The sequence below is a fragment of the Streptomyces sp. NPDC051677 genome (assembly GCF_044453465.1).
Classification (GTDB): Bacteria; Actinomycetota; Actinomycetes; order Streptomycetales; family Streptomycetaceae; genus Streptomyces.
The window spans coordinates 70,726-96,432 of record NZ_JBITCT010000043.1 but is presented as its reverse complement, the minus strand read 5'-3'; the positions used below and the strand labels follow the sequence as shown (position 1 = coordinate 96,432).

The 25,707-nt window shown below is 69.5% G+C and carries 22 protein-coding genes and 2 pseudogenes; 12 read left to right on the top strand and 12 right to left on the bottom strand.

What is annotated here, in order from left to right:
- Positions 1-271 (top strand): transposase (locus tag ACIBAF_RS37540; RefSeq protein WP_399469197.1); only part of this gene is annotated, 271 nt, incomplete at its 5' end.
- 223 nt (positions 272-494) lie between these two features.
- Here ACIBAF_RS37540 and ACIBAF_RS37535 read toward each other — a convergent pair.
- The gene (locus ACIBAF_RS37535; protein ID WP_399469195.1) at positions 495-719 is read right to left on the bottom strand and encodes a hypothetical protein; all 225 of its coding nucleotides are present in this window, start codon (positions 717-719) and stop codon (positions 495-497) included.
- Positions 720-723: 4 nt separating this feature from the next.
- Positions 724-930, bottom strand: coding sequence for a hypothetical protein (locus ACIBAF_RS37530; protein ID WP_399469193.1), 207 nt, complete (start codon positions 928-930; stop codon positions 724-726).
- Between the two features lie 967 nt (positions 931-1,897).
- Between ACIBAF_RS37530 and ACIBAF_RS37525 the strand changes: the two genes are divergently transcribed.
- The 3 genes from ACIBAF_RS37525 (at position 1,898) to ACIBAF_RS37515 (ending at position 6,387) form a co-directional block, all read left to right on the top strand.
- Complete coding sequence (locus ACIBAF_RS37525; protein WP_399469191.1) at positions 1,898-4,300, top strand: Orn/Lys/Arg decarboxylase N-terminal domain-containing protein; 2,403 nt, start codon at positions 1,898-1,900, stop codon at positions 4,298-4,300.
- 412 nt (positions 4,301-4,712) lie between these two features.
- A complete protein-coding gene (locus tag ACIBAF_RS37520) occupies positions 4,713-5,564 on the top strand; it encodes a methyltransferase domain-containing protein (protein ID WP_399469189.1) in 852 nt (283 codons plus the stop codon).
- Positions 5,500-6,387, top strand: coding sequence for a PP2C family protein-serine/threonine phosphatase (locus tag ACIBAF_RS37515; RefSeq protein ID WP_399469187.1), 888 nt, complete (start codon positions 5,500-5,502; stop codon positions 6,385-6,387). Before ACIBAF_RS37520 ends, ACIBAF_RS37515 begins: the two co-directional genes overlap by 65 nt.
- Here the strand turns inward: ACIBAF_RS37515 and ACIBAF_RS37510 are convergent.
- Both ACIBAF_RS37510 and ACIBAF_RS37505 read right to left on the bottom strand, forming a co-directional pair.
- Positions 6,323-7,183: a thermonuclease family protein gene (locus ACIBAF_RS37510; RefSeq protein ID WP_399469185.1), complete on the bottom strand. Its 861-nt coding sequence runs from the start codon at positions 7,181-7,183 to the stop codon at positions 6,323-6,325. The genes ACIBAF_RS37515 and ACIBAF_RS37510 overlap by 65 nt on opposite strands.
- A gap of 347 nt (positions 7,184-7,530) precedes the next feature.
- Positions 7,531-7,953, bottom strand: a complete 423-nt coding sequence (locus ACIBAF_RS37505) for a VOC family protein (RefSeq protein ID WP_399469183.1) — start codon at positions 7,951-7,953, stop codon at positions 7,531-7,533.
- A 160-nt stretch (positions 7,954-8,113) separates the two neighbouring features.
- On the opposite strand from ACIBAF_RS37505, the gene ACIBAF_RS37500 reads away from it, so the two are divergent.
- Complete coding sequence (locus ACIBAF_RS37500) at positions 8,114-9,112, top strand: helix-turn-helix transcriptional regulator (protein ID WP_399469181.1); 999 nt, start codon at positions 8,114-8,116, stop codon at positions 9,110-9,112.
- A gap of 90 nt (positions 9,113-9,202) precedes the next feature.
- Here ACIBAF_RS37500 and ACIBAF_RS37495 read toward each other — a convergent pair.
- The 3 genes and pseudogenes from ACIBAF_RS37495 to ACIBAF_RS37485 form a co-directional block, all read right to left on the bottom strand.
- A pseudogene (locus ACIBAF_RS37495) lies at positions 9,203-9,756 on the bottom strand (SDR family NAD(P)-dependent oxidoreductase); the annotation flags it as partial.
- Between the two features lie 79 nt (positions 9,757-9,835).
- Complete coding sequence (locus ACIBAF_RS37490) at positions 9,836-11,686, bottom strand: glycosyltransferase (protein ID WP_399469179.1); 1,851 nt, start codon at positions 11,684-11,686, stop codon at positions 9,836-9,838.
- Positions 11,687-12,608: 922 nt separating this feature from the next.
- Positions 12,609-15,485 carry an AAA family ATPase gene (locus ACIBAF_RS37485; RefSeq protein ID WP_399469177.1) on the bottom strand — a complete coding sequence of 959 codons (2,877 nt, stop codon included), beginning with the start codon at positions 15,483-15,485 and terminating at the stop codon, positions 12,609-12,611.
- A gap of 311 nt (positions 15,486-15,796) precedes the next feature.
- On the opposite strand from ACIBAF_RS37485, the gene ACIBAF_RS37480 reads away from it, so the two are divergent.
- The 3 genes and pseudogenes from ACIBAF_RS37480 (at position 15,797) to ACIBAF_RS37470 (ending at position 19,502) form a co-directional block, all read left to right on the top strand.
- Positions 15,797-18,754, top strand: coding sequence for an AAA family ATPase (locus tag ACIBAF_RS37480; protein ID WP_399469175.1), 2,958 nt, complete (start codon positions 15,797-15,799; stop codon positions 18,752-18,754).
- A 324-nt stretch (positions 18,755-19,078) separates the two neighbouring features.
- Positions 19,079-19,243: pseudogene (locus tag ACIBAF_RS37475) on the top strand (hypothetical protein); the annotation flags it as partial.
- Between the two features lie 37 nt (positions 19,244-19,280).
- Entirely contained in the window at positions 19,281-19,502 is a 222-nt protein-coding gene (locus tag ACIBAF_RS37470; RefSeq protein WP_399469209.1) for a hypothetical protein, read from the top strand.
- Between the two features lie 47 nt (positions 19,503-19,549).
- Here ACIBAF_RS37470 and ACIBAF_RS37465 read toward each other — a convergent pair whose 3' ends face one another.
- A complete protein-coding gene (locus ACIBAF_RS37465; RefSeq protein ID WP_399469173.1) occupies positions 19,550-20,272 on the bottom strand; it encodes a VOC family protein in 723 nt (240 codons plus the stop codon).
- 83 nt (positions 20,273-20,355) lie between these two features.
- Positions 20,356-20,667, bottom strand: coding sequence for a hypothetical protein (locus tag ACIBAF_RS37460; protein WP_399469172.1), 312 nt, complete (start codon positions 20,665-20,667; stop codon positions 20,356-20,358).
- 101 nt (positions 20,668-20,768) lie between these two features.
- On the opposite strand from ACIBAF_RS37460, the gene ACIBAF_RS37455 reads away from it, so the two are divergent.
- Positions 20,769-21,341: a TetR/AcrR family transcriptional regulator gene (locus tag ACIBAF_RS37455; protein ID WP_399469170.1), complete on the top strand. Its 573-nt coding sequence runs from the start codon at positions 20,769-20,771 to the stop codon at positions 21,339-21,341.
- Between the two features lie 215 nt (positions 21,342-21,556).
- Here the strand turns inward: ACIBAF_RS37455 and ACIBAF_RS37450 are convergent, their stop codons facing one another.
- The 3 genes from ACIBAF_RS37450 to ACIBAF_RS37440 all read right to left on the bottom strand — a co-directional run bounded on the left by ACIBAF_RS37450 (position 21,557) and on the right by ACIBAF_RS37440 (position 23,848).
- Entirely contained in the window at positions 21,557-22,447 is an 891-nt protein-coding gene (locus ACIBAF_RS37450; RefSeq protein ID WP_399469168.1) for an MBL fold metallo-hydrolase, read from the bottom strand.
- 93 nt (positions 22,448-22,540) lie between these two features.
- Positions 22,541-22,996, bottom strand: coding sequence for an SRPBCC family protein (locus tag ACIBAF_RS37445; protein ID WP_399469166.1), 456 nt, complete (start codon positions 22,994-22,996; stop codon positions 22,541-22,543).
- A gap of 72 nt (positions 22,997-23,068) precedes the next feature.
- A complete protein-coding gene (locus ACIBAF_RS37440; RefSeq protein ID WP_399469164.1) occupies positions 23,069-23,848 on the bottom strand; it encodes an oxidoreductase in 780 nt (259 codons plus the stop codon).
- Positions 23,849-23,934: 86 nt separating this feature from the next.
- Between ACIBAF_RS37440 and ACIBAF_RS37435 the strand changes: the two genes are divergently transcribed.
- From ACIBAF_RS37435 to ACIBAF_RS37425, 3 genes are all read left to right on the top strand, one after another.
- Positions 23,935-24,369: a MarR family winged helix-turn-helix transcriptional regulator gene (locus ACIBAF_RS37435; RefSeq protein WP_399469205.1), complete on the top strand. Its 435-nt coding sequence runs from the start codon at positions 23,935-23,937 to the stop codon at positions 24,367-24,369.
- A gap of 271 nt (positions 24,370-24,640) precedes the next feature.
- Positions 24,641-24,844, top strand: a complete 204-nt coding sequence (locus ACIBAF_RS37430) for a hypothetical protein (RefSeq protein ID WP_399469162.1) — start codon at positions 24,641-24,643, stop codon at positions 24,842-24,844.
- A 110-nt stretch (positions 24,845-24,954) separates the two neighbouring features.
- Positions 24,955-25,704 carry an SDR family NAD(P)-dependent oxidoreductase gene (locus ACIBAF_RS37425; protein ID WP_399469160.1) on the top strand — a complete coding sequence of 250 codons (750 nt, stop codon included), beginning with the start codon at positions 24,955-24,957 and terminating at the stop codon, positions 25,702-25,704.
- Positions 25,705-25,707 lie beyond the last annotated feature (3 nt).

The following is a 25,707-nucleotide window of genomic DNA, read 5'->3' as shown; positions in this document are numbered from 1 at the left end:
GGCGTTCTACGACTTCCCCGCCGAGCACTGGGTCCATCTCAGGACGACGAATCCGATCGAGTCGACCTTCTCCACCGTGAAGCTTCGGACCAAGGCCACCCGCGGCGCCGGCAGCCCGGCCGCGGCCCTCGCGATGGTCTTCAAACTCGTTGAGTCCGCCCAGGCCCGCTGGCGAGCGGTCACCGCACCCCACCTCGTCGCCCTCGTCCGAGCTGGCGCCCGCTTCGAGAACGGCCTCCTCGTCGAACGAGACAAGACCCTCGCAGCGTGATCCACCTCAACTGATCCACAAGTCTTGACAATTACTCTGTCAAAGAGGCATGGGCCCGACCGCCAACCCGCCTCCTACCACGCCGATACGTATACGCCTCACGCCGTGCGTGGTACGGGCATGGTGGCTGCAGCCGTGTGTGCAGCGTCTGCCGCCCCGCCTTTCTCGTGAGCCCCCTCGATGTCGGGACGGCAGTGGAAGACCTGGATGCCGAACTCGCAAACTACTGCCGCGCCTTGCTCGTGGCCACGACTTCGATGGCGACTTGGAGGGGTGTCTCCGCATTCCCGAGTAGTGCCCGGGTGATGACGATCGCCTGAATGATGCTCATGCCGCGCTCGACCAGGAGGGCTTGGACAGCCTCCATTCCATCGCTCTCAAGGACTGGCCGGGACTCCTCGACCAGCGCGGCCCAGCGTGCGGCTTGCTCGGGACGTACTCCGCTCATGTGGTCAAACACGACTGCTTCCTTCCCGTGCCGAGCCGATGGGTTGTGCTCCCGTGTCGTCGCAGCTGACTGCGGAGCTCAGGGCCTTCACGGCGTCATCGAACTGGTCGATCGAGAAGGTGAGTGGGATCGCGTCGATGCACGGGACGACTTCGAGCACGCCACGATCAGCGTGGCGTCGGCGCGCGAAGCGGAACTCATGGCTGGTCATATTCTGATTGTCGCAGCTCAGTCCCTCCCTCTTACTCCTGGTCATGGTGAGGGTGAGGGTCATGTCCGGGACGGAGATTCCGAGAGGCCCGCTGCGGAGTCGGGATCCCTAGGTCGACGACGGTCCGATGGTCACAGCGTCGGCCAATCCGGGCCAGTCCGTCCTCTGCGCCGGCAGGGCTGACATGCAGTCCATCGACCTCGCCGAGCCAGCCTTCGCGTTCGGCTTCGGCGATGCGGGCGATCAGGTTGGCGCGAATCACGGCTGTACATCTGCGCGATGTCGCTTCCGGCGCGCCGGCCCCGGCAGCCCCGCGCGCGAGCGGTACGTCCTCCGTCCCGGCCGCGGCACGGACTCGGCCTCCCGGTCTCGAGACCTCGATGCCGGAGCTCTCGCCCGTCGCCCTCTCTGCCCACCGCCGTCGCGCGTGCCGTCTCCGGGATACGTGAGCAGCGACGACGTCGGACGTCTTCAACGCGATTGCCGAGCCGCAGCGCCGGGAGATCTTCATCGGCCGACGGCGTGGTATGCGGACGTACGCCGCACGCGGGCTCTTCCCGTGCCCGACGCACACGGCCCCGGATCGGCCGGTTCAGCGGTCCCGGTCCCGCAGCGGCCGGACCTTTGGCCAGCTCTCCCCCTCCCCTGCGAACCCCTCCCCCCGCCTACCACATACCGCATGACACCGGCGTACCGCAGGGATCACTCCCGACGCCGCCCGAAGCCAAGGCAGAAGCTCAGTAGCGACACGTCGGAAGATCGGCACGGTCTTGGAAAGGGTGAATGATCTGCAGGTTTGTTCATCGGGTGCTCCGGCGGGATGCACGAGGAGCGGGTGTTGTCACGTCAACGAGCAGTCCGGGCTGTGCGCCGATGGGGTGGTTTGGCCGGCTGTCGGCCGATCGTGCGTGCGGAGTCGGCGAACACTGGTCGGGGGGTGGCGCGGGCCACCGGGGAAGGGGACGGTATGACCGAGGGCACGGTTCTGGTGGCGGTGGCGGAGCATCCGGAGGACGGGGGCGCCGCCGCTGAGCAGTTGGCGCGCGTCGCCGAGGGGATCCGGGCGCGCGGCTTACCGGTCCGCTGGGTGGTGAGCGCCGGTGACGCCGAGGCGGTGCTCAGGACGGAGGCCGGTCTGGCCGCGGCGGTGGTCGCCTGGGACCTTCCGCCCCGAGCCGAGGACGGGCCGGGCGGCGCGACGGTGCTGCGCCGGATCGGGCACCGGTTCCAAAACCTGCCGGTGTTCCTGGTCATGGCGGACGAGGGGCTGCGTGAGCTGCCATTGTGGGTGTCGCAGTCGGTGGTGGGCTATGTGTGGCCGCTGGAGGACACGCCGGCGTTCATCGCGGGGCGCATCACCACCGCCGCGCGCGCCTATCAGGACGCCCTGCTGCCGCCGTTCTTCAAGGCGCTGCGGCGCTTCGAGGACGCGCACGAGTACTCATGGCATACTCCGGCGCACTCCGGCGGTGTCGCCTTCCTCAAGTCGCCCGTGGGCCGGGCGTTCCACGACTACTTCGGGGAGCGGCTGCTGCGCAGCGACCTGTCGATCTCGGTGGAGGAGCTCGGCTCCCTGTTCGAGCACACCGGCCCGATCGGCGAGGCGGAGCGCAACGCCGCGCGGGTCTTCGGCTCCGACCGCACGTACTTCGTCCTGCACGGCGACTCCACCTGCAACCGTCTGGTCGGCCACTTCAGCGTGACCCGCGACGAGATCGCCCTGGTGGACCGCAACTGCCACAAGTCGGTTCTGCACGGCTTGGTCGTCTCCGGCGCCCGGCCGGTGTACCTGGTGCCCACCCGCAACGGCTACGGCCTCGCCGGACCGCTGCCGCCGGCCGAGATCGCGGCGGACTCGGTGGCGGCGCGGATCGCGGAGAGCCCCCTCACGCAGGACGCGGTGTCCTCGCGTGCCCAATACGCGGTGTTCACCAACTCCACGTACGACGGGCTGTGTTACGACGCGGCGACGGCGGCCCGGGCCTTCGCGGCCGGCGCACCCCGGCTGCACTTCGACGAGGCGTGGTTCGCATACGCCCGCTTCCATCCGCTCTACGCGGGGCGCTACGGAATGTCGGTGGACGAGGAGGCCTTCCCCGGCCCCGACCGGCCGACGGTCTTCGCGACCCAGTCCACGCACAAGCTGCTGGCGGCGTTGTCCCAGGGCGCCATGGTGCACGTCCGGTCCGCGCCGCGGGCGCCGGTGGAGCATGAGCGGTTCAACGAGGCGCTGATGATGCACGGCACGACGTCGCCGCTGTATCCGATGATCGCCTCGTTGGACGTGGCCACGGCGATGATGGACGGTCCGCAGGGGCGGTGGCTGGTCGACGAGGCGGTGTCGGAGGCGGTCCGGTTCCGCCAGGAGATGGTGCGGATCGGGCGGCGGATCGAGGCCGCCGGGGACCGGCCGCCCTGGTTCTTCGGGGTGTGGCAGCCGGGCGAGGTGACTGACCCGGCGAGCGGGGCGAGGCTGCCGTTCGACGAGGCTCCGGCGGACCTGCTGCGGACCGAGCCGTCCTGCTGGCACCTCGCACCCGACGCGGACTGGCACGGCTTCCCCGGTCTGACCGACGGCTACTGCATGCTCGACCCGATCAAGGTCACCCTGACCTGCCCGGGGCTCGGCGCGACCGGTGTGATGTCCGACTGGGGCGTCCCGGCGCGGGTGCTCACCGCCTATCTGACGACGCGCGGCATCGTCGTGGAGAAGACCGACAGCTACACCGCGCTGGTGCTGTTCTCCATGGGCATCACCAAGGGCAAGTGGGGCACGCTGCTGGACGCCCTGATGGACTTCAAGGATCTCTACGACGGCGATGCCCCGCTGGATCGGGTGCTGCCCACGCTGCTCGCCGAGCACCCGCGGCGCTACGCCGGACTGACGCTGCGCGACCTGTGCCAGCAGATGCACGATCACTTGCGCGAGGCCCGCCTGGTCGAACTGCTCGACACGGCCTTCCAGCAACTCCCGCAGCCGGTCGCCCCGCCCCAGGCGTGCTATCAGAGCCTGATCCGTGGCGGCACGGAACGGATCCGCCTGAGGGACGCATCGGGCCGCGTCGCCGCGGCGATGGTCACGGTGACGCCGCCCGGCATCCCGGTCCTCATGCCGGGCGAGAGCGTCGGGGAGGAAGAGGGCCCGCTCCTGCGCTACCTCAGCGCCCTGGAGTCCTTCGACCGCCGTTTCCCAGGCTTCGGCAGCGAGACGCACGGCGTGACCCGTGCCCCCGACACCGGCCACTACCTGATCGAGTGCCTGCGTCCGGACGAGCAGAAGGGCCTCGCCGGCGCCCTGACACCGGCGCAGCGGCAGGGTCGGACGGCGCCAGGTCGGGGAGTCGAGTCCGAGGGAGCGCGGGTGGGGTGACGGTGGGGCGGCTGGGGCCGGAGACGGCGGCCCCGGCCCGGCGGAAGTACCCGCGCCACGGCGAGTTCAGAACCCATGGGGTGCGGTTGGCCAAGCCATGCCGGCCGGCGGTAGAGATCGCCGCTGATGACTACTCCGTCAGGCCCGCTGCGGGGGCCGACCGATGGAGATGGCCCTTTGGGACGGGCTTCGCCCATGCTCGTAAACTCATGACATGGCATTCATGAGCACCCCGCACTGCTGCTTTCTGTGATCGGAAGGCGTTGAGGGCGATGCCGGGCGGCGTCGCCCTCCTTGGTGTGCCTGCTGCGTGAACCTCATTCCCTACGCTGCCCGTTCCTTCCTGAGGCAGTGACGCTCTGAGCGGCGTGCAGGCACGGTCTCTTCCCTTCACCCCTGCCAGGAGTGCCTCGTGCCCGTGTCGCTTCCCCCTGCCCTCGAACTCTCCCTCGACCTGCTGTGCTGCCCGACGTGCCGCACGCCCCATCTGCACCCCGACCGCGGCGCACTGCGCTGCCCGGGCGGCCACACCTTCGACATCGCCCGCCACGGCTACGCCGGCCTGCTGACGGGCAGCCGCGCCACCAGCGGCGACGACGCGGCCATGGTCCAGGCCCGGGACCGATTCCTGTCCACCGGCGCCTACACGCCCATCCGGCAAGTCGGGGCCCGCCTGGCGGCCGGCGTCATGGCTGAACAGGCCACGGTGGTGGACGTGGGATGCGGCACGGGCTACTACCTGGCCGGCGTACTCGACCAGCTGCCCGGCGCCCGTGGTCTGGGCCTGGACACATCGGTACGCGCCTTGCGCTCGGCAGCCCGCGCCCACGACCGGGCCGCCGCGGTGGCCTGGGACGTCTTCCGTCCCTTCCCGCTGGCCGACGGGGTGGCCGATGTCGTGCTGAACGTGTTCGCCCCGCGCAACCCGGCGGAGTTCCACCGTGTGCTGCGCCCGACCGGCCGGTTGATCGTGGTCCGTCCCACCGGGCGGCATTTGGCCGAGCTGCGCGGCCGGGTGTCTGCGATGGTCACGGTCGACCCGGCCAAGGAACAGCGCCTGCACCGGGCGCTGGATCCCTACTTCGAGGCAGCCGTCACCGAACAGGTGGAGTACCCCGCGACCCTGGCCAGGCCGGATGCCCTGGACCTGGTAGCGATGACGCCGAGCGCCCGCCACGTAAGCCGTGCAGACCTCAAAGATGACGGCCTCCTGCCCGATCAGGTCACCGTCTCCGTGCTGGCCACCGCCTACCGGCCTCGGTGACCACGAGCGTGCGCATGCGCCTGCTGACCGGGGCGCGCACATCGGTCTGGACCGCGTCTCCACGTGTCTTCTCGCGCTCATGGATCCACAGGCGGGTACCTGCACAGTGTCCGGCGCCGGCCACCTGCTGCCCCTCGTCATTCAGCCCGGGGGCGTTCCCCAGATGCTGTGGGCTCCGGCCGGCCCTCCTATCGGTACCGAACTCGGAGACTACGAATCGATCACTGTCCGGATCGAACCTGGTGATGTGCTGCTGCTCTACACCGACGGTCTGGTGGAGCAGCGCGGCACTGACATCGACGTCTCGCTGCAGGCGCTCGCTGATCAGAGTCTGCGGCGGACGGCCCATTGGAGGACCTGCTCGACGCCCTTCTGGACGGGCTGGCGAACGGCGTTCCCGAGGATGACGTCGCGCTGCTCGCTGTCCGCAGGCGGACGAACTGACGCCTCGACTGCCGTTGAACACGGTCTCCGTGCTGACGTCCCGCCCATCACCGTCCCGGCCCTTCACCCGCCTCGAACGGGTGAATCCGGTCGGCCGGAATCTCGGGCTCGCATCCTGCTCCTGCTGCACACGGACCCGCGATTCCGGGAGGGCCAACCGGGTTCCATGGCGGGGAGGGTCGCACCGGTGTGCCCCGCCGCAGCCCTCACACGCCGAAATCCACGGGAACGTTGCACCCGGCCGTCCGGCGGCGTCTTGCTCGCGCTCGCGGTCGTAGGGGTTCTTGGCGACCTGGTGGCGGCCTCCTCCTTCGTCATCCCTCGTCGAAGACGAGGTCTTCGGCGGGGTGCGTCATCCGGACGGTGTGCCCGTTGGTGATCTTGACGATGTAGTCCAGGCCGGTGGTGGCGTGGCCGGTGGACAGGATGAAGAAGCGGTCCTGCTTCTGGGCGAGGAAGGCGGGGAACCCGGTCAGCGACGGGTCGCCGAGGCGCAGGTAGTCGACGAGGCGGCGGAACAGCTTGGGCAGGATCACCACCTGGTCGGTGACCGACGGCATTCCGGTGACCTTCGCGCCCTTGGTGGTCACGTCCTGCGGCCACAGCCCCTTGCCGCCCTTCTGCGCCTTGTGGGCCACGTCGGTCAGTTCGTCGCGCAGGTCGGGGTAGAGGTTGCGGTAGTAGGTGGGGTAGGCCAGGCCGGTGGCCAGCAGGTGGTGGTTGGCCGTTTTCCGCAGCAGTGCCACGTCGACGTTGATCCACGATCCGCTGGCCTTGGGGGCCTTGCCCTTGCCGACCAGGGCGATGCAACGGCCGTAGAGGTCGGCGCCCCTGGTGAGGATGAAACCGGGTACCTGGTCGGGTGTCGCCGCGGTGACGGTCTCGTCCGGGTCGCGCTGCACGTTCTTGAAGCCGAGCCACTTGAGCAGTTCTGCTGCTGCGGCGTGCGCGAACTCCAGGGGCTGGTGCACCCGCGGCGCGGTGCCGTAGTGGGTTTCCAGGGCGTCGACGGCGTCGAGCCGTAGTTGGTTGCTGCCCAGGTGGTTGTGCTGGACCGGGTGGGTGCCGTGGAGGAGGCCCCACTCGGTCGGGTCGTCCGGGGTGAAGTGGAGGGAGTCCCCGTCCGGCTGGGCGTGGAGAGCATGGAACGACCCCTGGATCAGCAGCATCGTCATGTGGGCCCCAAAGGGTGAGGAGGGGGCGCCGCATGTCGTTACATGCGGCGCATAACGGTGCAAAACTACGCATTGCATGTGACTGCGGCAATTTCTGATACTCCGCTGGGTCAGGGACGACGGCGTCGTCAGAGCGAAGCATCGGCATGATTCGACGGCCGCCTGTCCGCAGCCCGTCAGTGACTCCGATAACCCCAGCTACGCCGTCCTTGTCCGGCCCGGTGGCGCTCGAACCCGGTCGCCGATGTCTGGCCCATGCCACCAGTATCCAGACCGGGGACCGAACGGAGCGGTGCTGTTGCAAGTGCTGGCCGCGATCCATCATCTGTGGACCGCGGCCAACGGACTCAGCTGTCGTACGGGGTGGTGACGTCCAGGACCCAGGTCACGCCGAAGCGGTCGGTGAGCATGCCGTACAGCGGCGCCCACTGCGCGCGCTCCAGCGGACGGACGATGGTGGAGTCGTCGGCGAGCTTGCCCCACAGGGCGCTGATCTCCGCGGCGTCGTCACCGCGTACGGAGACGAAGAACGGGTTCTCGCCCTGGTTCCAGGGCAGTTGCGAGGGGACGTCGTAGGCCATGACGTGGAAGCCGTTGTCGCCGGCCACCTCGCCCCACATCACCCAGTCCGCCTCGCTCTCGTTCTGCACGGCGCCCGCGTCCTTGTAGGTGACGGCGACGGTACGTCCGCCGAAGACGGACTGGTAGAAGTCCAGCGCCTCCCGCGCGGCGCCTCGGAAGTTCAGGTGAGTGGTGGTGGTGACGGACATGACTGCTCCTTGCCTCGATCGAGTGGTGAATGCGCCGTCGGCCGTCCAGGCGCGATGCGGCGGCCGTGACCAGGAGCGATGCGCTCCCGAGCGGCTCGAAGGCCACGATGGCGGAGGTAGCGGACAGGGTGGGTCCTGTACTTCGGTGAAGATGGATCTCATGCAGAAAACGTCCTCCCGGCTGCTCTCGCTGCTCTCGCTGCTTCAGACGCACCGTGACTGGTCCGGCGACGATCTCGCCGGGCGTCTCGCAGTCACCTCGCGCACCGTGCGCCGTGACATCGACCGCCTGCGCGAACTCGGCTACCTGATCAGGACGGTCAAAGGGCCGGGCGGCGGCTACTGCCTGGAGGCCGGCGCTCGGCTGCCGCCCATGCTGTTCGACGACGGCCAGGCCGTCGCCCTGGCCGTCGCGCTGCAGACCGCGGCCGCCGGCGCCACCGTCGCCGAAGACGCCGCCCGCGCCCTGGCGACCCTCCGACAGGTCATGCCACCGCGCCTGCGTCACCGCATCGACCTGCTGCACATCACCGCGGTCCAACCGCCCACGGCCCGCGACACCCTTGAAGTCGACGCTCAGGTCCTGCTGGAGCTGAGCCGCGCCATTCACGCCCGCGAGGAACTTCGCTTCGACTACACGCCCGATCCCAGCGCCTCAGCTGATGAGGTCCGCCGCGTACAGCCCCACCACCTGGTCACGTGGCGGCACTGCTGGTATCTCGTGGCCTTCGACCTCGACCGCGAGGACTGGCGCACCTTCCGCGTCGACCGCATCCGGCCCCGCACACCCACCGGCCCCCGTTTCACCCCGCGCGAACTCCCCGGCGGCAGCGTGTCCACTTTCGTCACCAGCCGATTCCGCGGCAACGACGGCACCACCATCGACTGGCCCTGCCGAGGCGAAGTCGTCCTGCACCTCTCGGCCGCCGACGTCGCGCCCTTCGCCCAGGGCGCAACCGTCGAGGAACTCGGCCCCCAGCACTGCCGGCTCACCCTCGGCTCCTGGTCATGGACGGGACTGGCCGCCGCCCTCGGCCGCTTCGACGCCGACATCGAAGTCATCGGCCCACCCCAACTCGCCGCGGCATTCGCCGACCTCGCCGCCCGCTACGGCCGCGCCGCACCCACCGCAAGGCCGCAGAGCAGCCCGACGCCGTGAGAACGAAACACACCGCCCCCTCAGCACATCCGTGGACCCCAGTTCACCAACAGGCACGGAAGAACATCGGAGCGAAGGCCGGCGTTCCTGTCAGGCGCCGGCGCCGCCGTCGACCGGCAGGATCGCGCCGGTCACGTACGAAGCCCGGTCGCTGAGCAGCCACGCGGCCGCCTCGGCGATCTGACGGGGCTCGGCCATCCGATGGAGCGGGATCGTTGCGGTCATCTGCTCGACGATGCCGGGAGTCGCCGCCTCCCAGGTGTCGATCATCTCCGTTGAAGTGCCGCCGGGGGTGATGCCGTTGACCCGGATCGGTCACCGGCCCAGTTCACCGCGGCGGTCTCGGTGAGGCTGTTGAGCGCGCGCTTCATGGCGCCGTATGCGGGCAGGGCGGGGTTCGCGCGGCGGCTGCCGATGCTGGAGGTGTTGACGATCGCTCCGCCGCTGCCCTGCCGCACGAGGGCGGCCTCGGCGGTCATGGCGGTCCAGTGCGCGCGGAAGTTGACGGCGAACTGCTCGTCGATGTCCTCGTGGCTGGTGGTGTCGACCGGGCCGAACTGCTGCTGGGGCACCGCGCCGTTGTTGAAGGCGCCGTCGAGCCGTCCGTGCAGCTTTTCGACGCGGTCGACGGCGGCGCGGATCGTGAAGCGGTAGCGGCTACGACGTGTCCGCGCGAGCCCCCGGAAACCGCCCTGCGGCCGGGGGCTCGCCCGTTCCGTCAGGTCACACCGGCTCGGGGACGCGGGTGGGCGCCTGGTCCTTGCGTATCTCGCGCTCCGCCAGGTACGACAGCGCAGGTGCCGCGCTGAAGCTGATCGCCTGGTACAGGAGGGTGAGCGTCATGGCCACGGAGACGACGCCGAAGGGCAGCGCGGTGACCGACAGGACGGCGAAGCCGAGGAAGAGCACGGCGAGGACGGTCTCCGCACCGGCGCTGTTGAACACCTGGATCCTGGATTGCAGTCGGCGGAACTTGTCGGTCCTGTTCCACCTGGCCGGCCGGTTGAACATCGCGATCAGCGCCGCTTTCCCGATCACGTAGAAGAGAGCGCGCTGGGCCAGGACGGCTCCGGCGAAGTCGCGTGCGGTGAAGCCCATGACCTTGCGGTACACCGTCCACTGCAGCAGCCGCCTGCCCGCCATCACAAAGAGGAACGGCACGTACCAGGTCACCGGCACCGGCCACACGTCATCGTTCGCGATCATGGACAGCAGCATGGCCGGGGGCACCGCCAGCCCGGCGAACCGGATGCCGCGGAGGGCGTTTATCAGACCGTGGTTGGCGTGGTATATCCGCTGCGCGGCATTCAGGTGCGAGGAGGTCCGCCCCGCCCCGGGGCGGAACATGTGCGCATGAGCGCGGATCTCCTGCACCGGACCGTAGGTCCAGCGGAACCGCTGCTTCTTGTATCCGTTCCAGGTCTCCGGCACGAGCCCCCGGCCGTGCGGGTGCTTGAGGTAGACCGACTTGTACCCACTCGCGTGGATGCGGATGGCGAGCTCGGAGTCCTCGGTCAGGCACCATTCCGCCCACCCGCCGGCCTTGTCGAGGGCGGCCAGACGGATGGCGGACATCGTGCCGACGGTGAGGCCTGCCCCGTTCTCGTCGAGCGCGACCATGTGTGCGGCGAAGAAAAGGGCGTACTCCGCGTTGGCGATCCTGGTGAAGGCCGACGACTCGTAGTCGCGGTAGGCGTGAGGGCACTGCACGAAGCCCGTCTCGGGGTCTTCGAAGTACCCCACGGTGTTCGCCAGCCAGTTCGGTTCGACGATGTAGTCGGCGTCGACCACGCCCACCACTTCCGCGCGAGGGTCGATGTGGGGCCGTGCCCAGTTCAGCGCGCCGGCCTTCGCGCCGGTGATCCCCTCCACGTGCAGGAACCGGAACCGCGGTCCCAACCGGGCGCAATGCTCTTCCACTGGCCGCCAGAGGCTTTCGTCCATGGTGTTGTTGTCGATGACGATCACTTCGTAGTCGGGGTAGTCGAGCCGGCTCAGCGCGTCGAGCGTGTCTATGACCACCTCGGGCGGCTCGGCGTGGATCGGGAGCTGCACGGAGACCATCGGCGCGAATCCGACCGGACGAGGGCGCGCCGTCGCCCCGGCCCTGCGCCACCGGGAGCGCAGGAGCACTTCGGCGCCCGTGATCTCGTCGAGCAGGTCGGAGGGGAGGCACACGATGGTCAGTACGGAGCTGATCGTGACGAACACGACGGTCATCGTGCTCACCCCCGAGTTGACCGCTTTCGTCGCGAACGGCACCAGCCACACCACCGGCAGGACACTCAAAAACGCGCAGGTCACGACGAATAGGATGCCGACGGGCCGGAACGCGGACAGCCGTCGGCGGGCCACGAAGCTGAGCGCCGTCACGCAGAGCGCGGTAACCGAGCCCCACTTCAGGGAGCCCCCGAAGGCCACGCTCACCAGCAGAGCCGCGCCGAAGCAGAGGACGTGGATCGTGACGGGGGAACGCTGTTCCCACGCAGTGGGTTGTGGATGCAGCGACAGCGTGAGGATGGCGGCCAGCTGTGCCGCCGCCACGATCAATAACGTGGCGACCAGAACATTCATGAGGTTCCAACTTTCCGATGTGCGAGGAGAGGCCGGGTCGCAACGCGACAGGGCGCACCCAGGCAGGGGTGTGTCAGCACGCCCGGTGGTGGGGTGGTGTTGGGGTGGGCATGCGGACCGTGCGGGCTGCCGGAGGAGACCGAACGTGAGATCACGGTCGGGCCGGCGCCGGGCGACGAGGTCCGAGGCCGCGCAGTGTCCGGGCGCAGCCGGTCCGTCGTCACCAGATCCGCGGCGCTCCCACCCTGATGCCGGTGCGGGGCATCGGGAACGCCTGCTGTTTCTCCAGGGCGTGCGAGTGGTGCTGGTCGCCCGGCTGATGGTGGATGGCCGCCTTGTCGCTGCCTGACGTGACCCGAACAGCGTCGTACGGGTCAATCGCCGGGATACCGCGGTCGGCGCGGCGGTTCCCCGCGGTTCAGCGCGATTTCTCGACCGGAAGGATCCCCGCTCTCGGACCGGCCGACGGTGACTCCGGGCTCAAGATCGTGATCATTTCTGCCGCGCCCGGCAGCGGTGACGAGAGCAGACTGCAGCTCGCCGCAGTCGCCGTCCTTCGGACATCACGAGCGACCCGCGCCCTCGCGGGTAGCCGGGGTGCGGCTGCGGCCGTTCGAGTGGACGCGGAAGCGGCGTTGATGAACGAAACCCCAGGGACAGCCACGAGCGAGAGCGCCCGCTTGCGATCCGTGACGCGCGAAACGCCTCAGGACCGAGGTCCGGGTGGGGGCCTGTGTGTCGCCCGCCTGCCCTGCGTCCCGTCCCGCGTGTCAACCATGTTCACGTTTCTCCGTTTCCGAACTCACTTCCTGTGCCGCTGCGTTGAATCGTGTCAGGTGTGAGCGGCTGTTTCCGCCCTCGCGGCCGGTGAGCGGCTAAGTACAGGGAAACCGGACGCGAAGCGTCCGCGGGCCGTGCGGCGTCAGAGGGAGTCGGTGAGAACAGCGGTGACGAGTTCGGTGCGGGAGCGTTTTCCGGTGCGCGCGAACAGCCGGGACAGGCGTCGGGTGACCGCGTCCTCGGTGAGCCGTAGGACGGTGGCGATCTGGCGGGTGGTGAGCTGTTCGGCGAGGAGGGTGGCGAGCAGCTGGTCGTTCTCGGCGGTGGCCTGCGTGCGGCCGGGGACGGTGAGTCCGGCCTCTCGCAGGGCGGTCCTGGTGTGGAAGCGCCACAGGGTGGCGCCGGTCGTGCCGAACAGGTCGTACGCCTCGTGCAGCAGGGTGGCCGGGACCGCGCCCGCGGTGGCGGCGGCTACCAGGGTGGTCGCCGTCTCGAAGGGCAGGCCGCGGGTGCGGGCGAGGTCGACGGCCTCGCGCAGGTTGTGGCGGGCGGCGTCGGGCGTTTCCTGCCGCAGAACGCGGGCCGAGGCCAGCAGGTGCAGCAGGCGGGACCGGTCGGTGCCCGTCCGAGGGGCGATGCGCCCCAGGTGTTGCAGGCAGGCCATCGCCTCGCCGGTGTGCCCCGCCTCGGCCGCCACCTCCGCCAGCAGGGCCCACAGCTCGTCCGTGCCGTAGATCTGGTCGTGTGCCTGTGCCGAGGCCAGTGCGCTGCGCAGGGTCCTGTCGGCGCCGTCCGGGTCGCCGAGGACCATGAGCACTTCTGCTTCCGATGCGTGCAGCGCGCACTGCGGTGGGCTGCCTTCGGCGCCACGCATGCCCTCCACGAGCTGGAGCGCGCCGGTGATGCGCCCCCGGGCGAGCAGGATGGCCGTCGTCCGCGCGGGAAGCGGCGAGCTGTCCGACACCGGGGTCGACTGCACTTCGTTGCCGGCCAGCAGCCTGCGGCCCGATTCCAGCGCCTGGTCCCACCGGCCGGTGAGGTGATCGAAGAGGAACCGGCTGAGCGGGGGCAGCATGTGCACGGACAGGCCGACGGTCTCCAGCAGGGTCTTGGCCGCATTGAGGTCGTAGCCGGTGAGCAGGGTGTCGAACATGCCTCCGGCCAGCGAGTACACCTTGCCAGGGGGCAACTCCGGAGCGTCGTGCATGGCCAGCTCACGCCGGTACGGTTCGGGTCGGCCCCTTGCCAGGTCGGCCATGGCGCTGAACCGGCCGGGCGCCGCACGTGCGCGTGGGCTGGTGTTCCACACCGTTTCGGTCTGTTCCAGCAGTTCCGCTGCCTCCTGCCAGTGCGACAGGTGGCACAGGGCCAGGGCCTGGCCGGTCACCTTGGCGAGGGCGGGTACCGGTAGCCCGTCCCACCAATGGGTCGTTGCGAGTCGGGACATCGCCTGCCAGTCCCGTTCATTGGCCGTGACCGCCACGACGAGGCAGGCGGCCTCCTGCAGGTCGAGATCGGTCAGTGTCGGTCCTGGGTTGCGCAGCAGAGACTCCCCGACAGCGCGGCCTGTTCGGTAATCGCACGCCAGGTAGGCAGCCGTGGCGTACCTCTGCAGGACAAGATCGCGGGCGGCGGCATGCTCGGTCAGGTCGCCGGCAGCCCGCAGCCACCGGAGCACCGCCTCGTCATCGGTACCGGGCCGCATCTCCTGGGCGGCGGCCGTCAGTTCGGCCAGCGCGCGCTCCCGGTCGACCAAGGAGCCCGCGTCTGCGATCCGGTCCGCGCGGTAGGCCCGTTCGCTCGCCTCGTCGAGCAGGACCGATGCCGGTGGAATCTCCTCTCCGGCGTGCTGCGCGTCCGCGTCCGTCCAGAACGCCTCGACCGCCGTGGCGGACAGCCGGCTGCGTTCCACCGGGCTCAGCCGCTCCCGGACGGTGTGCGCGGTCAGCGGAAGGCGGAAGGTCCAGCCTCGCACCGTGGTTCCGTCCGGTCCGCGCAGTTCGTCGACGACGCCCCACTCCACCAGGCGGCGGACACCGTCGCTGACAGCGTCGGCGGACAGGCCGGTCCACGCCGCGGTCAGGTGAAGTGCCGACCGGCCGAGGGGTCCCAGGATGCTCAGCGCCGCGGCCACCGCGCGCAAAGGGCCGTCAAGTCGGTCCAGCTCCGTCACGAACCGGTCGTCCTCGGGCAGCACCGGTACCTGGGCTCTCGCGGCGATGAAGGCATGGCCGTCGGCGATCCGGATGTCGCCCCGACCGGTCCAGCCGGTCAGCAGGGCCTCGACCGCTCCCGGGATGCCCCGCGTCAACTCGGCTGTCTGCCCGGCCAGGGCGGCATCGGGTCGCGCCTGCAGCCACCGCGCCACCAGCGTGGTGGTGTCGTCTGCTCCCAGCCGGGTCAGGACCACGATGTGGGCCCCCGCGACGCCTGCCAACCGGTCCATGATCCCGGCCGCCCCCTCACCACGTGGTGCCCGGTCCCCTTCGGTTGTCGCGCCGCCCGCGCTCGGTGCGACGTGCCGTACGGCCGACACCACCAGCCGGACGCCCGGACCCCGGGGCCATTCGATCCGGCTGAGTGCGGCCAGGGACTCGGGGTCGGCATGCTGGGCATCGTCGACCAGGACGGCCGCCGGTGCGCTGCGGGTGACAGCGGCGCGCAGGAGTGCCTCCATTGCCGTTTGGTCACGCCGGTCGACGGCCAGCAGCGCCCGGGAAACCGGCCCTGCGGACGGCCCCTGCCGTTCTTCGGCGGACCAGGACTCCTCCAGCGCCATGACCAGCCGCAGCGCGAGCAGCAACGGCCGCCCGCCGTCACCAGGGACACAGTCCACAGCATGCACGGCAGCTCCGTGGGCTCGCAGCCGCTCACCGACCGCGTGCAGGAACGCACTTCGTCCCACGCCGTGTTCGCCTCGTACGAGGAGCAGGCGCGGGCCGCCGGGGTCGTTCAGCAGGTCGTGCATCTGTTCCGACTCGCGCGCGCGGCCGAGCAGGCGGCGGTCGGTGCGCTCCATGCGGGCGGGTGTACCCCAGCGGGCCAGATCATTGGTTACCGACCGCGCAGCCACTGTGCAGTACATCCCTTTCTCTGGAGATATGCGCCGGTCCGCGGTGAACACTGCCGTTTCCAACTGTGCGCCGACGGCTGGGACTTCGCCCGTGCGCTGGCCATTATGAGCGGCGCCGCCCGCGTGACCCGCCAGGGCCCCTGCGCACGATGTCCCGGTGAACGGAGGCGTCGTTCTTGTCCGTACATGTAAAGGGAACGGAAAGGCGCCGGGTGTTGTCTCACATCGGGGCTGAGGAGAGCGAGCGAGGTGGCACCGTGCGGCAACAGCGTGGAGCGGTCATCGGCAGAGACAGCGTCGTCCGCGAGGTGGCCGATGCCCTGTGCGCGACCGATGCGGCGGCGCGTGTCCTGCTGGTCACCGCGGGGGCCGGGATGGGCAAGACCGCTGTGGTGGAGCAGGCGCGGCGTGCGGCGGCCCGGGCCGGCGCCGCAGTGGTGCGGCTCGGCTGGGAAGGCGACGGCGCCGAGGACACCGCCGATGCGCTCGTCATAGCCGCCGGATGCGGCCTGGTCCTCGCCGACCCCGACAACTGTCTGCTTCGTCTGCCCACCGCGCAGCGGACACGCTTGGGCGCCGCGGCGCGGGAGGGCGGGGTGAGTGGACTGGCCGCGTTCTCCAACGCACTGGCCACGGCGGCCCGCCGGCTGCCGTTCGCGCTGGTCGTCGACGGTGTCGAGCGCATGCCGCGGCACATCGCCGAGGCGTTGAGTCCGCTCCTGCGGATCTTGCGCCCGCACGGCGTCCCCGTGGTGATGGCCGGCCGCCCGCAGCCCGCGACGGACCCCGGTCGCGCCCAGCTGACGGCCGCGGCCGACCGTGTCCTCGTACTGCCGCCCCTGCGGCCGGACGACGTCGCCGCCCTCGTCGACAGCCACGTCGCCCGGCGGTTCGGCCGTCCGGCCGAACCTGCTCTGACGAACGCTGTGTCGCGGGCCTTGGGCACGCTGGCAGGCAACCCGCGGGCCGTGGTGTCGGTCCTCGACGCCCTGGACCCACAAGACCTGCTGGAACTCGACGGCCTGATGTGCCTCATGCGCGCCGAGAAACATCTGCGACTGACCGTCGAGGAAGCGTTCCTCCTCGGGTTCGGCAGGCCCCACGCGCCCCCGTACCCCGCGCTCGTCGAGGCGGCGATCGTCACCGCCTGTGTGCTGGACCATGCGGACGTGCACGTCGACGACGCGTTCAGGATGACGCCATCGGCCGGCGCCCGAGCCCTCGAACACACCCTGGACCGTCTGATCACGGACCGGATCCTGACTGCGGACCCACAGGGCCGCCTGTCGTTCGCCGTCCCGGCGCTCGCGGCGTCCTTACGGACCCTGCCCATCCGGCGCGATGTTCAGGGCAACTCCGCGCGCTATGTCGCGCAGCTGGCGGACAAGCTCGGCGCCGAGGCCACCGGCAGGGGCTACCCGAGGCTGGCCGACCGCGTCGCAGCCTCCGGCGCGCGCCTGGAGGACGATCTCGCGGTGCCGCTGCTGCTGGCCGCGGCCCGCGAGGATGCCAGGACCAACTGGCCCCGGTCGGCCCGCGCCTACGCGGCCGCGCTTCACCGGCTCCCGCCACAGGACCCGCGCACCCCTGGTGTGCTCCACGAGGCGAGCAGCCTGAGTCTGCGGCACGGCGACCACGACGGGCTCCTGGCACTCGGCGAACCACTGCTTGCCCTCCAGGACACGCAGCACCCCGAATTCACCGCATACACCGCATACACCGCATACACCGCATACGCCGACGAGGCCGAGGAGGCCGACGACGCCGACGAGGCCGAGAAACCAGCCGGTCTGCAGAACGTTGCCGCCGCATGGGCGTGGGCGGCACTTCACGAACACCGAGCCCCCGGCACCGATGACATCCACCCCCGCTCCGGCGAGGTGGCCGACCGGTTTCCTGCCGCGGCCGGGCTGATGGCCCTCGGTGGCCTCTACGGCATCGGCCCGCTGATGTCACGGCCGACAAGGGTGATCCGCCTGACCCCGGACACCGATCCCGGGCACCGGCCCGCACCGTTGCCCTCACCCGGTGAACTGCACTTGGTGGCCGCCGCCGTGGGCAGCCACACCGAACTGAGCCGAGCACGACAGAACCTGTCCCCCGACGCCATCGCCGACCAGGCACTGGACCGACTGCGCCACGCCGCCGCCTACGCAGACCTGGCCGGCGCGCTCGCCGCCGTCCTCGGCGACCGGTACACCGCGGCGCCCGACGGCATCGCCGTCCAGTACGGGGGCATGGTGCGCGACTACCTGGCGGGGAACTGGGGCGCCGCGCTGGCAGCCGCCCGCCGCATCGAAGTACGCAGCCGCACCCACGGCACGGCTGGCGTCCCGCACCTGCCGCGAGCGCTGGCCGCAGAGATCCACTGCACACGCGGGGAGATCGCACACGCCACAGAGTGGCTGGGCCTGGTCCCCGACACCCTCACTCATCCCCTGGTCGCGCGGGCGCGGCTGGCCGTCCGGTACTGGTCGGGCCGAACGGAGGAGGCGCTCGAGGAGGCCTGGCACGACGCGCAGCAGGCACGAAAGAGCGGCCGGCTGGCCGGTGTCGAACGGCTGCTGCTGCGCATCCTGTCGCTCGCCGCCCTTCACGACCGGCCGCAGACAGTCCAGCAGGCCATGGAAGAACTGGAAACCCTGCACGAGGAGGCAGTCACACCCATGACCCACGAGGTCCTCCTCCTCGCACGCGGCATCGCCCACGAGGACGCCGACAGCGCACTGATCGCCCACCGGTCGATCCAGCGCCGAGGCGACGTCCACCTGAGCGTCATCTCCGGCCTCTGCCTGACACACATCGCCGACGACCCCCGGCGCCGGCTGACCGAGGCCATGCACAACGCCCACACCCTCGGCCTGGGGCGCTCCTTCCGCACCGCCGTCACCCGTGCCGCACAGCGACGCGACATCCCCGTACCGAGACTCCGCCAAGGCCACGCGAAGCTGACCGAACTCGACATCAGACTCGTGCGCATGGTCAGTGACGGCGCGACCAACCGGCAGATCGCCACAGAACTCGCCTGCAGTCACAAGACCGTGGAACAGCGCCTGACACGACTGTTCCAGCGCACCGGCTCCCGCTCCCGGGCAGAACTCGCCGCCGCCTGGCTCAACGGAGGCCTCAGCCGACCCGGCACCGCCCCTACCCCTCCCCGCCCGGGCACCCACCCCGCGGGCACATCCCCACGCACGCGAGCCGACCCACACTGAGCCTCCGCCGACTTGAACTCGCTCTGACCTGCTCTTCGACTGGTTCGCGTATGAGCCGCTGGAGCGGAGCGCGATGGCCGAGAAGTGCCTCACCGCCGTTCGGGTGGCGATGTACCGTCAAGCACGCGCCCGCAGGCACCACTGACCTGCACCGTTCGGTGGCGCGGCGGGTCGCACGGGATGGAACACGGTGGAGCATAACCGCGGCCTCGTAGCTGACCCCGGCCGGGGTCAGTGCCACGACGTATCGCCGGATCAGTGTCCTGCCGGCAGCCACTCGCTCATTGCTGTGCTGCCGGGCCGTCCTGCCTGATCAGGGGAGTCATGTCCCAGTCGCAGCGCTTCGATTCACAGCACGAAACCCCATCCCCGTGCCCCCATGGAGCCAGCCCCGCCGTCGCGCAGGATCCGCCTGTCGCCACCCTGTTCCTGATGGTCGGGCTCCCCGGAGCCGGGAAAACCACCCGGGCCGAAGAGCTCGCCGCAAGGCACCGGGCACTGCGGCTGACCCCAGACCAACGTGCCCGTGGACAAGGACGTCCAGCTCGCCCGCATCGCGCACCGCCAGGCGACGACACCGCATCAGACGTTTCCCATGAGCGAGACCGACGTAGACCAATGGCGGGAGCAGTTCCAGGTGCCTGACGCCGCCGAACTCGCCGGGGGCGAGATCCCCACCCCGCCGGCGGGCTGGCCGGTTTGGCCGGAGTGGGCGGGAGACCACTGGCCCTCATGCACCGACAGCTGACAACGTGGTGCGCGATTGCCTGGGCAACGCGTTCGGGCGGAGCGGGACTATCGGACGTGCTGGGTAAGGCCGAACAGAGCGCCGGTGGGATCGCGCATGACCACATCTCCGTTGGAGTCCTGGCGAACTTCGGTCGCACCGAGCCGTCGGGCCCGTTTGACGTCGGCGGTGGGTCTGTTGCTGGCGAAACTGACGAGCCAGAGCGATCGCTGCGCCGTTGGTTTCCCTGGCGGTCTGCCGGTGGCGGCGATCGAGTTGTCCGGCAACCGGAACTCGGTGTGCTGTGGGTTGGAGTTCCAGTGCAGTGCTGGTCGGTAGAAGGCGGCGGCATGCGCGCAGTGGTCGGTGAGAAGGCTGATGCGGGCGAATGTTCCAGGTTCGTGGTCGAGCTGCATTCCGTCATGGGTTCCGGGCTGCCAGAGTGACAGTGGTGCGCCGACGGGGTCGATCGTGACGGCGGCGTGGCCGAGCGTCCCGACTTGGGTGGGTGCCACGATGATCTGGGCGCCCAGGTTCGTGAAGCGGGTGGCGGTGGCTTGGATGTCCGACACGGTGACGTTGGTCGTCCAATAGGGTGCGCCGGCGTCCTCGGCCGGCCCCAGGGCGGCGACGAGTTGTCCGCGCAGCGTACAGAGCCGGTAGCCGTTGGAGTCCGGTTGGGCGACGGTCCAGCCGAACAGCGCGGTGTAGAACGCCGTCGTCGTCCCCATATCGGGGGTGCCGAGGTCGATCCAGCTCACGGTGTTCTCGGGGTGCCGCGTGATGTTCATCGAGATGACTTTCCGTTGAGGCCGCCTCGCCCCGGCGGTGGAGCGAGGCGTGTTCAGAGCCGACTTGGCGGCAGCCTGCGGTGTCAGGTGTAGTAGGGCGAGTTCAGGTCGATGCTGGCGTCTTTGACGATGTCGCCGTCGAACAGTCGTGTCGTTGCCGGGGCTCCGGCCCGGCGGGCTTCTTCGGCGAAGGGGCCCTGAGCGAAGGCCAGGGCGTTCTCGGCGCTGTCGAACTCGTAGAAGCCACCGACGGTGTGGGTTCCGATGCCGGACAGCCACGTCTTGCGGATCAGGCCCGGCGCGGTCTTCAGCGCCGCATTGATCTGGTGCCAGTCGAACTGGTCGAACGGTACCGCTGCCTGGATCTCGGTGTAGAGAAACGTCTTGCCCATCACGAACCTCCGGTTTAGGGGGCTGTCCAGCCCACGCCACTAGTACGTGCGTCCTAGTGGGGGGAGCATGGACTAGGATGGCCGTACTAGTCAAGGAGGTCGCGATGGCCGCGGACACGAAGTCCCGCATGATCAGCGCAGCAATCGGACTGCTGCAGCGCCACGGCCTGGCCGCGATGTCCTTCACCGACGTCCTGGCCGAGAGTGGTGCCGCGCGCGGAGCGATCTATCACCATTTCCCGGGCGGCAAACAGCAACTCGCCCTCGAAGCCGCCCGCCGCAACGCAGAAGACGTCCGCAGCCACCTGCACGAACTGCCGGACCGCACGCCACGCGAAGTCGTGGAGGCGTTTCTCGGCAGCGTCCGCCCCGTGGTGCAGGCGTCCGCCGGGGGCGGCGGCTGCGCAATCGCGGCGGTCACCGTCGACGGCGGTGCGGCCATTGCCGACCAGGGCAGCCTGCGCACTGTCGCGGCCGAAGCATTCACCGGATGGGGCGGCGAGCTCGCCGGAAAACTCACCCACGCCGGAATGAGCGCGTCCCAGGCCGCTGATCTGGCCACCCTCATGATTGTCACACTCGAAGGCGCCCACATCCTGTGTCGCGCTGCAAGTAGCATCGACCCTTTCGACAGAGCTGCTGCGGCCCTGCTCTCCGGCCTGCCAAGTTCCGGTTGAACCGGTGCCGGAACACAACAACGTGGCGCGCTGACACGATCAGGCTTTTGCCATGGCATGCACAGGGCTGCGCGGGGACCTCAGCGCGTGGCAGGTGCCGCTCATCGGCACGTGAGCGTGAGCAGCTGCAAGGTGTCGGCCCGCGCTGGCATCAGGTGGCGACGGCTTCGACGAGGGTCCAGATCGTCAGGGCGGCGTCCGGCCCGCGTGGCCGCCTACTCCTGATGACCCAGCCTCACGATCATGTTCGGGTGGCGCTCGCTGAGCGCCTTCAGGGCGAGCAGGCTCTTGATGCTGGGTTCGCGCTCCTGCATGTACGTTCCGGGCTCGACGCCGTTGTGCCAACCCCAGCGCGTGTGGCTGACGTCACCGGTCATGAGCACCGGACCCGCCGCGGTGCGGGCGAGGTAGGAGACGTGTCCGGTGGTGTGCCCCGGAGTCAGGATCGCGAAGAACGAGCCGTCGCCGAACACGTCGTTGACGCCTTCGAGCCTTCCGCCCGGGTCCTTCATGAACTGCAGTTCCTGAAGCGGCGGCCGTCCGGCAAGGAGGTGGTTGTTCGTCCCCTGGGCGAACAGGTTCAGGAAGAGCGACGCCTCCGCCTCATTGGCGCCGGTGTAGATGGGGACGTCCTTGGGAACATCCGGGAGCCCGGAGACGTGATCGAGGTGGAGATGGGTCATGAAGACCCCGTTCAGGGAAACTCCCTCCGCCTCGATGATCTCCGCGGTGCTCTGCTGAGGGCGCATCTTCTCGATGCCCCCGTATTTCCTCAGCATCATTCCGACCCCCACGCCTTCGGGGTCCTCCACCAGCCGCCGTGAAACGCCCGTGTCCACCAGGAAGAAACCCTGCGTGGGGTGCCGCACGACGTGGGCGTAGATCTTGATCGGCTCCTTGTGGTCGGTGATCCCCGCCGCAACGGCCTTCGGGTGCTTGATGTTGAGCAGACCCGCGATCGGGGCCTCCCAGTCCGCGCCGATGGTCTTGACCTCGACCGGCCCTGGCTCGTCGAGCACTGCCTCCATGGCCGCCGCGCTGATCGGCGCGCCGATACGGGCAGGCTTCGCCTGGTGGGTCGTGGCCTTGAAGGTGAGCATCTTCATGGTGGAACTCCTGTTCCTTGGTCACTGACAACCGGTGCAGACCGTTCTGCAAGCCGTGAGGCCCCAGGCCCCGTTCCAGCCGACGTGCCGCTGCTAAACCGCGCGCTGCTCGCGGGCATGGGCGTCGAGGCGGGCCAGTTCCTTGTCGTAGACGCGGTGCAACCTGCGCGGCGCGATGATCCCCTCGACGAAGCCGGCGACGCCGCTCTCGCCGTCGAAACTGGAGGTGATGTTCACCAGCGCCTGCTCGGCCTGCGGGGTCACGGTGAACGTCTTGACGAAGCCGGAGCCGTTGGTGTCGGTCTGAACCAGGGTTCGGCCCGGCTCCGGCTCGGTGACCTGCATCCGGAGTTCCCGAACACCTCCAGCAAAGTCGATCTTGAATCGGACGACGCTGCCCGCGCCCACGCCGCCCTCCTCGACGTGGAAGTCGTAGAAGGGGGTCGGCAGGAACCGAGAGTGAAGCTGCATGTCTGTCAGGTACCGGTAGACCTCGTCCGCAGGAGCGTCAATGGTGCGCTCGGCGGACGCGACGACGACATGAGCCATGAGTCTGACCTCCATGTTCGTGGGTTGAAGTGCTGGATTGCGCCCGCCGCCGCGGCGGGCTTGACACTCGGTTCAGACCGTCTTGATGGTGCCGCCGTCGATGACGTAGTCGGCGCCGGCGATGTTGCCGGCCACGTCGGACAGCAGGAATGCGACCAGGGCCGCGACCTCATCGGTTTCGCTCATGCGGCCGGTGGTGATGTTCTGGGACTTCGCGATCTGCTGGACGAAGTCGGCGAGGCTGACACCTGCTGCCGCGGCCAGCTGGGCGACCGGGCCGTTGGGGTCCTCGTAGACGGTGGTGCGGACCAGGCCGGGAGAGACGGTGTTCACGCGCACCCCCTGGGGACCGAACTCCTCGGCCAGGGACTTGCCGAGCGCGGTGACCGCGGCCTTGACGGCGCTGTAGCTGGCCGGGACGCCTGCGGGCATCCGGGCGACGGTGGAGGAGATGTTGACGACCGCGCCCCGGCGCTCGATCAGGCTGGGCAGGGCCGCGCGTGTGGCGCGGACGGTGGCGAGCACGTTGATGTCGAACATGCGGGTCCACTGGGTGTCGTCGGCGTCGAGGAAGCCCATGACGGCCTCGTCCCCGCCGCCCACGTTGTTCACCAGCAGGTCGATGCCGCCCAGTTCCGTCAGTGCGCCGTCGATGAGGGCGGCGACGCCTTCCGCGGTGCTCAGGTCCGCCGACACGGCATGGACGCCGGTCTCCTTCAGCTCGGGCGTGATGGTGCGCGCGGCGCCCACGACGCGGACGCCTTCGTCGACCAGGGTCTGGACGGTGGCCAGTCCGATGCCGCGGCTGGCACCGGTGACGACGGCGGTCTTGCCGGTGAGGTTGAGGTTCATGAGGCCCCCTCCAATACATATGGCTTGAATGCTTCAAATCATACCTATCATGGGTTGAAGCAGTTTGCTAGTCTGGAGCCATGGCGATGACACAGGAGCAGGCGGAAGCGCAGTGGGAGCTGGGCAAGCTGGTGCACGACCTGGACATGCAGAGCAATGCGCGCACGCGTGAATGGGTGGCCGGGCTCGGTCTGACCGTCGCGCAGGCCTCGGCCCTGCGCGAGATGACCGGTCCGATGACCATGCGCGAACTGGCCGGGCGGATGAGCTGCGAACCGTCCAATGCCACCGTCGTGATCGACAAGCTGGAGACCCTGCGGCTGATAGAGCGCCGCCCTCACCCCACCGACCGCCGGGCCAAGCAGCTCGTCCTGACCCCGGAGGGCACCGAGCTGCAGGAACGGCTGCTGAAGGCCCTGGCCGAGGAACCCCTGTTCGCCGGCCTGACCCAGGACGAACAGGACGCGCTGGAGGGTCTGCTCAAGCGGGCCCTCTCCCGCGATGAAGCCCTCCAGGCCTGACGGCGTCCGTCAGTTGAGGTCCCTCCACCGCGGACGTACCTCGACACTGCTGCCGTCGCGGACAACGGACACGTTCAAGCCCTGTCTCGGCGATGAACTCGGCCTGCTTCAGCTCCGGACCACAGGTGAATTCACCTCGCCGCGCAACCGCTCAGGGAAAGACCCCGGTTGTCCCTGTCGAGGCTTGTCGACCCCGCCCTCGGAACCTAGACTCAACAGAAGTGAATCCAGTTCATTTCAGGTCCCGCGACGCACCTCGAGGAGCAGCCTGATGCTGGGATCCCTGGAGCCGATGCCCTGCCCCACGCCGGCCGCGCTCCGCGTTCTGATCTACGAGGTCAACCTGAAGGCGGTGTGGTCGACGACCGAGTTCGCCGCACCGTGTCCGCGCCGCTCACCGATTGGGCCCGCCGCAGTCAACACCGCCTCCGTCTCCGGCCTCACCGGCTTCCCCACCGCGCGAGCGGGCCTCTGACGACGCCGCGTGCATCACGGGATCGTCGTACGTGACCGACGGTGGTGCCCTCGCGTGGATCGGCGTACGGAATTGAAGACCACCGCACAACCGAGAAGTGAGGGGACACGATGCAATCGAGGCTGGCCGGGAAGACCGCGCTGGTGACCGGTGCCACGGGAGGCATCGGCGACGCCGTCGTACGACGCCTCGCGGCCGAGGGAGCGGCGGTCGTGGTGACCGATCTCGACGGCGATCGCTGCGAGAAGCTCGCCGAGGAGGTCGCAGGGGGAGCTCTGGGGCTGGCCCTGGACGTCTCGGACGAGTCGGCGTGGCGTGAGGTCGTCGCCACGGTGACCGCCGCACTCGGCGATCTGTCGGTACTGGTCAACAACGCGGGGATCGCCACGATGCACTCGGTCGAGACCGAGACCATGGAGTCCTGGGAGCAGGTCCTCGGCGTGACCCAGACCGGTGTCTGGCTCGGCATGAAGTATGGCGGCCCGTCCATCGAGCGCTCCGGCGGCGGCTCCATAGTCAACGTCTCGTCGATCTTCGGAACGGTCGGTGGCTTCGGCGCCCAGTTCTCGTACCACGCCGCCAAGGGCGCCGTACGCCTGATGACGAAGAACGCCGCGCTGCACTGGTCGAAGCGGGGCGTCCGGGTGAACTCCCTGCACCCCGGGTTCATCGAGACGCCCCGGTCACGTGAACTGTGGCGCGACACCCCCCGGTTGACCGCGATGGTCGAGGGCACGCCACTCGGCCGGCTCGGCACGCCCGAGGAGGTGGCGGCCGCCGTGGCCTTCCTCGCCTCCGACGACGCAAGCTTCATGACCGGGTCAGAGCTCTACGTCGACGGAGGCTGGACGGCGCGTTGATCA